Source organism: Allobosea sp. (assembly GCF_036675845.1).
Taxonomy (GTDB): Bacteria; Pseudomonadota; Alphaproteobacteria; order Rhizobiales; family Beijerinckiaceae; genus Allobosea.
Genome location: NZ_JAKFED010000052.1, coordinates 138,376 through 149,540 on the forward strand (window position 1 = coordinate 138,376; position 11,165 = coordinate 149,540).

The following is an 11,165-nucleotide window of genomic DNA, read 5'->3' on the forward strand; positions in this document are numbered from 1 at the left end:
ACGAGAGGAGAAAAACCATGGCCAACCATGCCCTGTCCGACGTCCGCATGCAGATCATGTGGAACCGCCTGATCTCCGTCGTCGAGGAACAGGCGGTGACGCTGATCCGCACCGCCTTCAGCACCTCGGTGCGCGAATCCGGCGACCTTTCGGCCGGCGTCTTCAACCGTGCCGGCAAGATGATCGCCCAGGCGGTCACCGGCACGCCCGGCCATGTCAACGCCATGGCGGAGGCCGTGGCGCATTTCATCCGCGATATCGGCCCGCAGAACATCTTCGAGGGCGATGTCTACATCACCAACGATCCGTGGAAGGGCACCGGCCATCTCCACGACTTCACGGTGGTGACGCCGTCCTTCCGCAAGGGTGCGCTGGTCGGCTACTTCGCCTGCACGGCGCATGTCGTCGATGTCGGCGGGCGCGGTTTCGGGCCCGATGCCAACGAGGTCTACGAAGAGGGCATCTTCATCCCGATCATGAAGTTCGCCGAGCGCGGCAAGGTCAATCGCGACCTGGTCAACATCCTGCGCAACAATGTCCGCGAGGCGCATCAGGTCGTCGGCGACGTCTATTCGCTCGCCGCCTGCAACGACACCGGCCACAAGCGGCTGATGGACATGATGGAGGAGTTCCGGATCGACGATCTGGAGGGCCTCGCCGATTTCGTGATCGAGCGCAGCCATGCCGCGACCATGGAGAGGATCGCGGCGCTGCCGCACGGCGTCTACGACAATGTCATGCGGGTCGACGGCTATGGCAGCCCGATCGACATCGCGGTGACGATCACCGTCGATGGCGACGGCATCTCCACCGACTTTTCCGGCACCTCGCCGCCGAGCCCGAAGGGCATCAACGTCCCGCTGATCTACACCGTCGCCTATGCCTGCTACGGGCTGAAATGTTCGATCGCGCCGGAAATCCCGAACAATGCCGGCTCGCTGGCGCCGTTCCAGATCACCGCGCCCGAGGGCTGCATCCTCAACGTGAAGCATCCGGCGCCGGTCGCGGTGCGCCATGTGCTCGGCCATTTCGTCCCCGACGCGGTGCTGGGCGCGGTCCACAAGATGCTGCCCGGAAGGATTCCGGCGGAAGGGGCCGGCGCGCTCTGGAACCTGCATCTCAGCGCGAGGCCGCTGCCGGGCGACGCCGCCCCCGAGGGTGGCGGCCAGCGCGCCGAGGTGCTGCTGTTCAACAGCGGCGGCGGCGGCGCCAGGCCGGGCGTCGACGGGCTCAGCGCCACCGCCTTCCCGAGCGGCATCCACACCATGTCGATCGAGGCGACCGAGCATGTCGGCCCGGTGATCTTCTGGCGCAAGGAATTGCGCGAAGGCTCCGGCGGCGCCGGAAGGCTGCGCGGCGGGCTCGGCCAAATCGTCGAGATCAGTGCGACCAAGGGCCATGAGTTCCACTTCAACGCGATGTTCGACCGGGTCGTCCATCCGGCGCGGGGCCGCGAAGGCGGCAAGGACGGCGCGCCCGGCTCGGTCATGCTCGACGACGGCACCAGGCTTCAGGCCAAGGGGCGCCAGCATGTGCCGGCCGGCCGGCGGCTCGTGCTGCAGCTTCCCGGCGGCGGCGGCTATGGCGCGCCGGAGCAGCGCGAGAAGACGGCCGCCGAGCGTGACATCGCCTTCGGCTATGTCACGGGCCGGTGAAGCCGAACCGGAGTGGCCGCGCCAAGATTCGATTGAAAACCCCACGGCCGGAGGCCAGATAGCAGGATGGCTTTGCGCGCGGCGCTGCGACCGCTCTCCCGGCGGTCGCTACACCGCGTCCGGATAGGACGAGGGGATCGCTGAATGTCGCTGCCGGATCATTCCCATGCCGGCCCGGCCGAACCGGCCGAGGAGGTCTACGACCTCTCCGAACAGGTCGGCTTCATCCTGCGGCAGGCGATCCAGCGCCATGTCTCGCTGTTCAACGAGATCATGGGATCCGAGCTGACGCCGACGCAATGGGCGGTGCTGTCGCGGCTCTATCTGGAAGGCGGCAGCTCGCAGAACCTGCTCGGGCGCCAGACGGCGATGGACGCCGCCACGATCAAGGGTGTCGTCGACCGGCTGCTCAAGCGCAAGCTGGTGCAGACGAATGCCGATCCCGATGACGGCCGCCGCGTCATCGTGCAATTGACCGAGGCGGGCCGGGCCTACACCCGCGAGCTGATGCCGAAGGCCGAGACCGTGACCAAGGTGACGCTGGCGCCGCTGGCGACGAGCCAGCGGGCGACGCTGGTGGCGTTGCTGAAGCAGTTGCGCTGAGGGGCGGGGCGCAGTGGGCCGCCCTTGCCGACAACCACGCCGTCATCCCGGGCAAGCGTAGCGCAGACCCGGGATCCATCGTAGTGCTCCGGAGCCCTATGATGGATCCCGGAGCGGCGCGGCTTCGCCGCTTGTCCGGGATGACGGCGCGGTTCCGCTGAAAAATTGCATGCGCTAGCGAATAATTGCGCTAGCGAATAACGAAGCAGTCGCTCTCCGCTGCGAGCGCGCGGGCCTCGTCGAGATCGCTCGAGGCGCTGGCGTGGATGGCGAAGAGCGGATCGCCGATCGCGACCTTGTCGCCGACGCCGCGGCGCAGATCGATGCCGGCGGCCTTGTCGAAGGGCGCACCGGCGCGCCGGGCGATGCCGGCGACGGCCCAGCCGTCGATCCCGGCGACGGTGCCGGCCCTCTCGGCGCGCACGGTATGGACCAGCAGCCCTGGCGCGACCGGCGGGAGGCGACGCCCCTGCGCCTCGACGATGCGCTCGAAGGCGGCGCGCGCGGCGCCCGAGCGCAGCAGGGCTTCGGCGCGCTCCTGCCCGGCCTCGGCCGAGCCGAGCGCCGGATCCCAGGCGAGGATGCGGCCGGCGAAGAACAGCGCCTTGGCGACGAGATCGGCCGGCGCCTGCGGGTCGTTGTCGAGCGCCCAGGCGACATCGCGGCATTCCAGCGCCGGGCCGATGCCGCGCCCGATCGGCCGGCTGCCATCGGTCGGGAAGGCGCTGACGACGAGGCCGAGCCCGCGCCCCACCGTCTCGAACAGCGCCGCGAGCTCGGCCGCCTCGCTCAGCGTCTTCAGCTTGGCGCGCGGGCCATAGGGCAGGTCAACGATCACATGGGTCGAGCCCGCGGTGAGCTTCTTCGAGAGGATCGAGGCCACCGACCAGCGGTTCGAGTCGATGCCGAGCGGCCTTGTGATCGCGTTCATCACGTCGTCGACGACCGAATGGTTCAGGCGGCCGTTCCAGGCGATGCAGGCGCGCGCCTTCTCGACGCAGGCCCGCAGCTCGGTGGGGGTGAGCTCGACATCGGCCAGCGCCTCCATCGCATCGGCGGTACCGGCGGCCGAGGTGATGGCGCGCGACGAGGTCTTTGGCATCAGGAAGGCGCCATGCGCCGCGACGATCGGCACGACGATCAGGGTGATGCGGCTGCCGGGAATGCCGCCCATCGAATGCTTGTCGACGACGATCCTGTCGGGCCAGGCGATCTTCTGCGCGAAGCGGGTGCGGACGCGGGCGAGCGAGACGACCTCGTCGTCGCTCAGCTTCTGCGTCGCGGCGACGAGGAAGGCCGCGACCTCGCCATCGGGATAGCGCTGCTCGACGATGTCGCGGATCAGCGTGTGGTATTGCGCTTCCGACAGCGTCCCGCCCTGGATCTTGCTGGTCAGCGCCGCACGGCTCTCCGGCGAGGGCGTGCGCCTGATCGCGACCTCGGCGCCTTCGGGCAGGCCGAGCTCGGCGAAGGCCTCGCTGGAGAGGCCGATCTCGTCGGGAGCGAGCGCCGCCGGCAGGTCCATGACCTGGACGTCGGAGCGGATGCTGGCACCGGCGCCGGAGATCTCGATCCGGCCCGGCCCGAGATAGTCGAAGCCGTTGACGAGCTCGCCCTTGGCCGGCAGCCAGGCGCAATGGGCCCGGCCGGCGAAGACCGGCAGCCGCCGCAGGCGCAAGCTGTTGGCCGCCGATTCGACCGCGGCGAGGAAGCGTTCGACGCCGGTTTCCGGGCTCTGGTCGTTGCAGACGCTGAGCGAGCGGATGCCGGCCGGCCAGGGCTCGACCTTGCGGGCGAGCCGGTTCTCGATGGCGCTGCCCTGCTCGCGGCCGCGCCCGGCGATGCGGGCCGCGAGGATCTCGGGCGGCGCGCTGACGTCGACGACGACGAGGCGGGGCAGCCGCGTCGCCAGCTCGGCGATGACGGCGCGCGAGCCATTGGCGATGACGTGGCGGCCGTTCTCGATCGCGCTCATCAGGGCCCGGGGCAGGCCATAGCGCAGGCCATGGGCGCCCCAGGTGATCAGGAAATCGCCGGCGGCCTCGCGCGCCTCGAACTGCGCCTCGGTCGCCGCCTCATGCGCCTCGCCGGGCGAGCCGGCGGGGCGGGTGACGACGCGCCTGGCGAAGACATAGCGCCCCGTCGGCTCCAGGACCTGCCTGGCGCCGTCGATCAAGGTGTCCTTGCCGCCGCCGCTGGGGCCGACGACGAAGAAGAACGTGCCGGCGCGCATCGGAAGATCAGGCTTCGTCGAGGCCGATATCGACCGCCGGCGCCGACTGGGTGATCTTGCTGGTCGAGATATAGTCGACGCCGGTCTCGGCGATCGGCCGGATGGTCTCGAAGCGGATGCCGCCCGAGGCCTCGGTCTTGGCCCGCCCGGCGATCAGGCCTACGGCGGTCTTCATGTCGGCGACCGACATGTTGTCGAACATGATCACGTCGGCACCGGCCTTGACGGCCTCCTCGACCTGCTCGAGCCGGTCGCATTCGACCTCGAGCTTGGTCAGCACCGGCAGCTTCCTGCGGGCGCGCTCGACCGCCGCCGAGATGCTGCCGCAGACGGCGATGTGGTTGTCCTTGATCATCACGCCGTTATCGAGGCCGAGGCGATGGTTGAGGCCGCCGCCGCAGCTGACCGCATGCTTTTCCATCATGCGCAGGCCGGGCGTGGTCTTGCGGGTGTCGATCAGCCGCGCTTTGGTGCCGGCGATGGCGGTGACGTAGCGGGCGGTCTCGACGGCGATGCCGGAGAGGCGCTGGGCGATGTTGAGCGCAGTGCGCTCGGCGGTCAGCACGCTGCGGGCGGCGCCCTCGACCTCGATCAGGATCGCGCCCTTCTCGACCTTGTCGCCGTCCTTGACGAGCAGCTTCACGGCCAGCGTCGGGTCGTAGCGCTTGAAGATGCGGGCGGCGACCTCGACGCCGGCGACGATCATCGGCTCGCGCGCGTTCATGTGGAACTTGCCGACCTCGTCGGGCTCGATCATGACCTGCACGGTCAGGTCGCAGGCGCCGATATCCTCGGCCAGCCAGATATCGATCAGGCGATCCGTCACAAAGCTGTCGTACATGGAAAATCCCTCCTCGGGCGCTGATCGCCTTGAAGCCATGTCCTGCTGAATCCGGCAAGCTCATTCTGGCTCAATTTTATTTGTATACGAATAATAGCAATCGAATTTTCCGGCTGTCAACGCGCCGCTCCGCCTGCCATTTCCGCAGGCGCCCCGGTCGAAATGCCGCCGTCGTCGCCTTGCCTGGCAAAGATTGCCGCCGATACCTGCGCCATCGATGCGCGTTCGGCCCGAGCCCTTCGCGGGAAGACAGAATCGGCGAACCTGTCATCCCGGACAAGCGGCGAAGCCGCGCCAATGCGGGAGCCATGCCGGAGCCTCTCCTGGTAAGGTTCAGGCATGGATCGCGGGTCTCCCCGCGGTCGCCCGGGATGACCCGCAGTTGGCGACGGCTATTCCTGCGATAAGCTGATCTGCTGGTCGGCCGATCCGTGGAGCGCTATCTTGACAGTCTGGCGACCATGCGCCACCATCATTTGTATACAAATGATTTAGCCGCGATCTGACGGCGAGGGTTGACGATGAGCCTGGAGGAAGCGAGCGCGCCCACCGACGACAAGATCCGCTGCGATGCCTGTCCGGTGATGTGCTTCATCAAGCCGGGCGCCGTCGGCGCCTGCGACCGCTACGGCAATGTCGACGGCAACCTCGTCCGGGTCGACCCGCATGTCGTGCTCGACCGCACGATCAGCCATGGCGGCGAGCTGGTTTCCTTCGCCGGTCCGCGCGAATGGGATGGCGACATCCTGCATCCGCCAGGCACCTTCGTGACCGCGATCGGCGCCGGCACGACCTATCCCGACTACAAGCCCGCCCCCTTCATCGTCTCTTCCGAGGTCGACGGCGTCGACATGGTCACGGTCGTGACCGAGGGCATCTTCAGCTATTGCGGCGTCAAGGTGAAGATCGACACCGACCGCTTCCTCGGGCCCGAGACCGCGACGGTCAGGGTCGAGGGCGAGGCGGTCGGGCATGTCACCAGCGGCGAATACGGTTCGCAGATGCTCTCGCTCGGCGGCGTCCACCATCTCACCGGCGGCTCGAAGAAGGAGGGCCGCGTCACCTGCGACGCGCTGCTCCAGCTCTGCAACGGCAAGGCGGTGGAACTCACCATTGACGGCGGCGAGAGCGTGGTCGTCCAGGCCGGCAAGCCGCCGATCGTCAACGGCGTGACGGAGACCCGGATGCGCGTCGGCTGCGGCTCGGCGACGATCGGCATTTTCGCCAAGCAATGGCATGGCAAGGTCGACGAGGTCGTCGTGGTCGACGACCACATCACCGGCGTGCTCTCCGAGCACCAGGCCGGCAAGCTGCTCGGCATGCCGCCGACCGGCCTGAAGATGAAGGGCCGGCGCTCGACGCCCGGCCGCTATTTCCAGGTGGCGCAGCCCGGCACCGGCTGGGGCGGCACCAATATCAGCGACCCGCTGACCATCCTCGGGCCTTTCGATCCCAAGGTCGCTTATCCGGGCCTGCGCCTGCTGATGGTCTCGACCACCGGCGAGCACGCCGCCTATTACGAGCTCGACGCAGGCCTCCAGCCGGTCGAGATGGCGATGCCGGAGCGGCTGCTCGAACCGGTCGAGCGCATCGCCGAGAATTGCGAGCCGGCGCTCTCGACCGTGCTGTTCATCGGCGGCGCCGGCGGCTCGCTGCGCGCCGGCGTCACCGAGAACCCGGTCCGGCTGACGCGCTCGGTCAAGGATGCGCTGACCTATGTCACCTGCGGCGGCGCGCCGGTCTATATCTGGCCGGGCGGCGGCATCACCTTCATGGTCGACGTCACCCGCCTGCCGGAGAACGCCTTCGGCTATGTGCCGACGCCGGCGCTGGTGGCGCCGCTGGAGTTCACCCTGCGGCTCTCCGACTACAAGGAGCTGGGCGGGCATATGGATTATGTCCAGCCGCTTTCCGAGCTGGCGCGGGACGGCCGGCTGAAGCTGCCGCAGCGGCTCGACAATCCCTGGCCGCTGGCACCGGAGCGGATGCGCCGCTCGCACGGGTAGGCGAATGTTCGAGCCGCCCGCCGCGCGCCTGCTGCCGGACGGCAGGCGCCTGCATCTCCAGCAGGGGCCGATCGACCTCGTCGTCGAGGCGACCGGCCCGGCCGATGCGGTCGAGGCGGCCTATCGGGCGGCGATGGCGCGCTTCGACGGCCTGCTCGCCGAACTCTGCGACGAGCTTGCCCTGCTGCGCTCGCCGGTGCGGGCGATCAGCCCGGTGCCGGCCGGCCCGGTCGCCCGGCGCATGCATGAAGCGGTCGCACCCTTCGCGGCCGAGATCTTCATCACGCCGATGGCGGCGGTCGCCGGCGCGGTCGCGCAGGAGATCCTCGGCGTGATGGTCGCGGCTGCCCCGCTCAGCCGCGCCTATGTCAACAATGGCGGCGACATCGCCTTGCATCTTGCGCCCGGCGAGCAGTTCCGGATCGGTCTGGTCGAGCGGCCGGACCGTCCGAGCCTGTTCGCCACCGCCAGCATCGCCGCGTCCGATCCGGTGCGCGGCATCGCCACCAGCGGCTATCCCGGCCGCAGTTTCTCGCGCGGGATCGCCGAAGCCGTGACCGTGCTCGCCGCGACCGCCGCCATGGCGGATGCCGCCGCGACCGTGATCGCCAATGCGGTCGACCTGCCGGGGCATCCGGCCATCGAGCGCCTGCCGGCCAATGCGATCCAGGCCGATAGCGACCTCGGCGCGCTGCTCGTCACCCGCCATGTCGGCCGGCTGAGCGAGGCCGAGATCGAGACGGCGCTGGCGGCCGGGCTGCGCCGGGCGCAAGCCCTGCAGGGCGCAGGCCTGATCGTCGCGGCCGCCATGCATCTTCAGGGCGTGAGCCGGACGCTGGCCACGCCTATGATCGTTCAAGAAGAACCCAAGAGGAGACCTGCCCGTGCCTGAGATCGCCGTGCGAAAATATGCCGTGACCGTGGAGGAGATCTTCCACGAGGGCGGCCCGGCCGCGACCACGCCGCTTTTGCGCGGCGCGGCGCTGGTGGTGATCGCCAATCCCTTCGCCGGGCGCTTCGTCCAGGACATCCAGGGCTTCATGGACGATCTCAAGCCGCTCGGGCTGTCGCTGGCCAAGCGCCTGCTGGGCACGCTCGGTGGCGATCCGAAGGCGATCCAGGGCTATGGCAAGGGCGCCATCGTCGGCGCCGCCGGCGAGCTCGAGCACGGCGCGCTCTGGCATGTGCCGGGCGGCTATGCGATGCGCGAGATCCTCGGCGACGCCAGGGCGATCGTGCCCTCGACCAAGAAGGTCGGCGGGCCGGGGACGCGGCTCGACATCCCCGTCACCCATGTCAACGCCTCCTATGTCCGCAGCCATTTCGACTCCTTCGAGGTCGGCATCACCGATGCGCCGAGGGCCGACGAGATGCTGCTGGCGCTGGTGATGACGACGGGCTCGCGCATCCATGCCCGCGTCGGCGGCCTCAAGGCCAGCGAGATCAAGGGCGAGGACGGGCTGAGATGAAGGCTGCCATCCGCAAGATCGTCACCATCCTCGACGAGACCCACTCCGAAATGGGCCGGCCGGTCGAGCCGGCGATCCGCCGGGCCGCGGCGGTCGCCGTGATCGCCAATCCCCTCGCAGGCCGCTACCAGGACGACCTTTCCGAGCTGATCGAGATCGGCGAGGAGCTCGGCGACCTGCTCGGCCGCCATGCTTTGGCGGCGCTCGGCATCGAGGGCGAGGCGGTCGAGGGCTATGGCAAGGCGGCCGCGGTCGGCGAGGATGGCGAGTTCGAGCATGCCGCCGCAATCCTGCATCCCAAGCTCGGCGCGCCCCTGCGCAAGCTTTTGGGCAAGGCGCCGGCGCTGATTCCGTCCTCGAAGAAGCGCGGCTCGCTCGGCGTCGTGCTCGACATTCCGCTCGGCCACAAGGCGGGCGCCTATGTCCGCAGCCATTTCGACGGCATGGAAGTCCGCATTCCGGACGCGCCGCGCGCCGGCGAGATCGTCGTCGCGGTGGCGCTGACCAGCGGCGGCCGCCCTCTGCCGCGCGTCGGCGGCCTGACCCATGCCGAGGTCAAGGGCGAGGACGGGCTGCGGTAAGGTCTGGCAGGTGGGGATAACCCCGCTGTTGTTGAAAGGTGCGGGCGCCGCGGGGAACCCCTCTCCTGGAAGGAGAGGGGCAGGGGTGAGGTGTTCGGACTGGAAACGTTGACCTGAACCCAACCGCGCGGTCGGCACTCGCGGAACTGGGTAAACGTCCTACACCTCACCCTGCCCTCTCCTTCCAGGAGAGGGTTCCTCGCGCCTGATATTTCATGGCCGCAACCGATTGGCGGGGATAACCTGGCAATCGCTCCCCGCCTCCAAAACCTCGCTTATCCTCCGCTCGTCCTGCCCGACCAAGGGGGCTGTCGCGAGGCATCGTGCGGCCGGGCGGGATTGCGGTTTTCGCTATGAACGGCCGTTGCGGGGCGGGATGGCGGAGGGGCCTCGTCGTCCGGGTCGCAAGACCCGGTCCAGTGCCCGGACATCAAAGCACGACGAGCGCACCATAAGAGAACCGCGCGCGGGGTTCGGTCCGGCGGCGACCCAGCCGCTTTCGACATCTCGCCATCGACATTCGGCAGGCGGCGACACGCCGCCGCCACCGGACCCCGCGCACCCTGCGGGAGGCGCTCCCTGTCAAACCCTCGCGGCGCTGCGCCGGCGGGGCTTTTCACATGGGCTGTGAGGCTCGCGAGCCGCGGGGAACCCCTCTCCTGGAAGGAGAGGGGCAGGGGTGAGGTGTTCGGACTGGAAACGTTGGCCTGAACCCAACCGCGCGGTGAGCGCTCGCGACACTGGTCAAACAGCCTACACCTCACCCTGCCCTCTCCTTACAGGAGAGGGTTCCCCGCGCCCGCCTGTCCAATCCGGCGCGCCTGACGAGGCGCCTCAGTGCCCCGTTTTGCGCGCGGTAGCGAGCGCCTCCTCAATACCGTTCCAGCCTGGTTTGTCGGGCGCGAACCGGGTGCGCATATAGCGGGCGAGATCGACGATCTGGCGGTCGTCCAGCGCGGTCGCGAAGGCGGGCATCGAGCCGATGCCGTGCTGGCCGCCCTCGATCAGCAGGCGCAGCAAATTAGCCGGCGTCGCGGCATGGAGCTTTGACGAGAGCCCCAGCGCCGGACCGGCATTGACCAGCGGCGCGGCGCGGCCGGTCTCGTGGCAGGCGGCGCAGGCGCCCTGGTAGAGGCGCGCTGCCGGGGAGGTTGCGGGGTTGGCGGCGGAAGCTGTGGCGCGTTCGATCTGCTCGATGCGGGCTTTCGCCTCAGCTTCAGGCAGCGGCTCGCTGAGCGAGGCGAGATAGGTCGCCATGGCGCGGATATCGCTATCGGGCAGGGCCTTCAGCTCTTCGATCACCGGCGCCATCGGGCCCGAGGCCGCGCCGTGATGGGCGGCGGTGCCGGTGCGCAGATAGGCGTAGAGCTGCGCCTCGCTCCATGGGATCGGCCCGGCCGCGGCCCTGGACAGGGCGGGAGCTTCCCAGCCCTCCGCCTCGCCGCCGGCAAGGTAGGCGCTGCCGCTACGTTCGGCGCCGAGCGCGTTGCGCGGCGTATGGCAGGCGCCGCAATGGCCGAGCCCGTCGACGAGATAGCGGCCGCGATTCCATTCGGCTGAACGCTCCGGAGCCGGCGCGAGTCCGGTCTGGCGGTTGAAGAGCAGGTTCCAGCCGGCCATCAGCGGGCGCAAATTGAAGGGGAAGGTCAGCCGGTTCGCCAGGTTCTCCTGGCGCACCGCAGGCTGCGACATCAGGAAGGCATAGAGCGCCTGCAGGTCGGCCTCGCTCGCCTTGGCGAAGCTCGGATAGGGGAAGGCCGGGTAGAGATGGCGGCCG

9 protein-coding genes are annotated in these 11,165 nt (G+C 69.1%); 6 read left to right on the forward strand and 3 right to left on the reverse strand.

The features are described from left to right. Nucleotides 1–17 precede the first annotated feature (17 nt). Nucleotides 18–1,655 (forward strand): hydantoinase B/oxoprolinase family protein, encoded by a 1,638-nt coding sequence (locus V6M56_RS05775; RefSeq protein ID WP_332682024.1) that lies wholly within the window; start codon nt 18–20, stop codon nt 1,653–1,655. Nucleotides 1,656–1,799: 144 nt separating this feature from the next. Continuing rightward, on the forward strand, nt 1,800–2,258 hold the full coding sequence (locus V6M56_RS05780; RefSeq protein ID WP_332682026.1) for a MarR family winged helix-turn-helix transcriptional regulator: 459 nt from the start codon (nt 1,800–1,802) through the stop codon (nt 2,256–2,258). A 190-nt stretch (nt 2,259–2,448) separates the two neighbouring features. Here V6M56_RS05780 and phnN read toward each other — a convergent pair whose 3' ends face one another. Together phnN and nadC are read right to left on the reverse strand one after the other, a co-directional pair. Further along, complete coding sequence (gene phnN / locus V6M56_RS05785) at nt 2,449–4,491, reverse strand: phosphonate metabolism protein/1,5-bisphosphokinase (PRPP-forming) PhnN (RefSeq protein ID WP_332682027.1); 2,043 nt, start codon at nt 4,489–4,491, stop codon at nt 2,449–2,451. Nucleotides 4,492–4,498: 7 nt separating this feature from the next. Beyond that, the gene (nadC, locus tag V6M56_RS05790) at nt 4,499–5,332 is read right to left on the reverse strand and encodes a carboxylating nicotinate-nucleotide diphosphorylase (RefSeq protein WP_332682029.1); all 834 of its coding nucleotides are present in this window, start codon (nt 5,330–5,332) and stop codon (nt 4,499–4,501) included. A gap of 521 nt (nt 5,333–5,853) precedes the next feature. Between nadC and V6M56_RS05795 the strand changes: the two genes are divergently transcribed. The 4 genes from V6M56_RS05795 to V6M56_RS05810 are packed head-to-tail and all read left to right on the forward strand — an operon-like array spanning nt 5,854 to nt 9,388. Continuing rightward, nucleotides 5,854–7,338: a 6-hydroxynicotinate reductase gene (locus V6M56_RS05795; RefSeq protein ID WP_332682030.1), complete on the forward strand. Its 1,485-nt coding sequence runs from the start codon at nt 5,854–5,856 to the stop codon at nt 7,336–7,338. A gap of 4 nt (nt 7,339–7,342) precedes the next feature. Further along, a complete protein-coding gene (locus V6M56_RS05800) occupies nt 7,343–8,230 on the forward strand; it encodes a UPF0280 family protein (RefSeq protein ID WP_332682031.1) in 888 nt (295 codons plus the stop codon). Beyond that, nucleotides 8,223–8,807, forward strand: a complete 585-nt coding sequence (locus V6M56_RS05805) for an amino acid synthesis family protein (protein WP_332682033.1) — start codon at nt 8,223–8,225, stop codon at nt 8,805–8,807. Before V6M56_RS05800 ends, V6M56_RS05805 begins: the two co-directional genes overlap by 8 nt. Then, the gene (locus tag V6M56_RS05810; RefSeq protein ID WP_332682034.1) at nt 8,804–9,388 is read left to right on the forward strand and encodes an amino acid synthesis family protein; all 585 of its coding nucleotides are present in this window, start codon (nt 8,804–8,806) and stop codon (nt 9,386–9,388) included. The genes V6M56_RS05805 and V6M56_RS05810 overlap by 4 nt, the downstream gene beginning before the upstream one ends. 834 nt (nt 9,389–10,222) lie before the next feature. Here V6M56_RS05810 and V6M56_RS05815 read toward each other — a convergent pair. Beyond that, the coding region (locus V6M56_RS05815; protein WP_332682035.1) for a c-type cytochrome at nt 10,223–11,165 on the reverse strand (943 nt) is incomplete at its 5' end.

Coding starts and splice junctions, on each gene's coding strand:
- V6M56_RS05775 (WP_332682024.1), top strand. CDS start 18: ATGGCCAACCATGCCCTGTCCGACGTCCGCATGCAGATCATGTGGAAC.
- V6M56_RS05780 (WP_332682026.1), top strand. CDS start 1,800: ATGTCGCTGCCGGATCATTCCCATGCCGGCCCGGCCGAACCGGCCGAG.
- phnN (WP_332682027.1), bottom strand. CDS start 4,491: ATGCGCGCCGGCACGTTCTTCTTCGTCGTCGGCCCCAGCGGCGGCGGC.
- nadC (WP_332682029.1), bottom strand. CDS start 5,332: ATGTACGACAGCTTTGTGACGGATCGCCTGATCGATATCTGGCTGGCC.
- V6M56_RS05795 (WP_332682030.1), top strand. CDS start 5,854: ATGAGCCTGGAGGAAGCGAGCGCGCCCACCGACGACAAGATCCGCTGC.
- V6M56_RS05800 (WP_332682031.1), top strand. CDS start 7,343: ATGTTCGAGCCGCCCGCCGCGCGCCTGCTGCCGGACGGCAGGCGCCTG.
- V6M56_RS05810 (WP_332682034.1), top strand. CDS start 8,804: ATGAAGGCTGCCATCCGCAAGATCGTCACCATCCTCGACGAGACCCAC.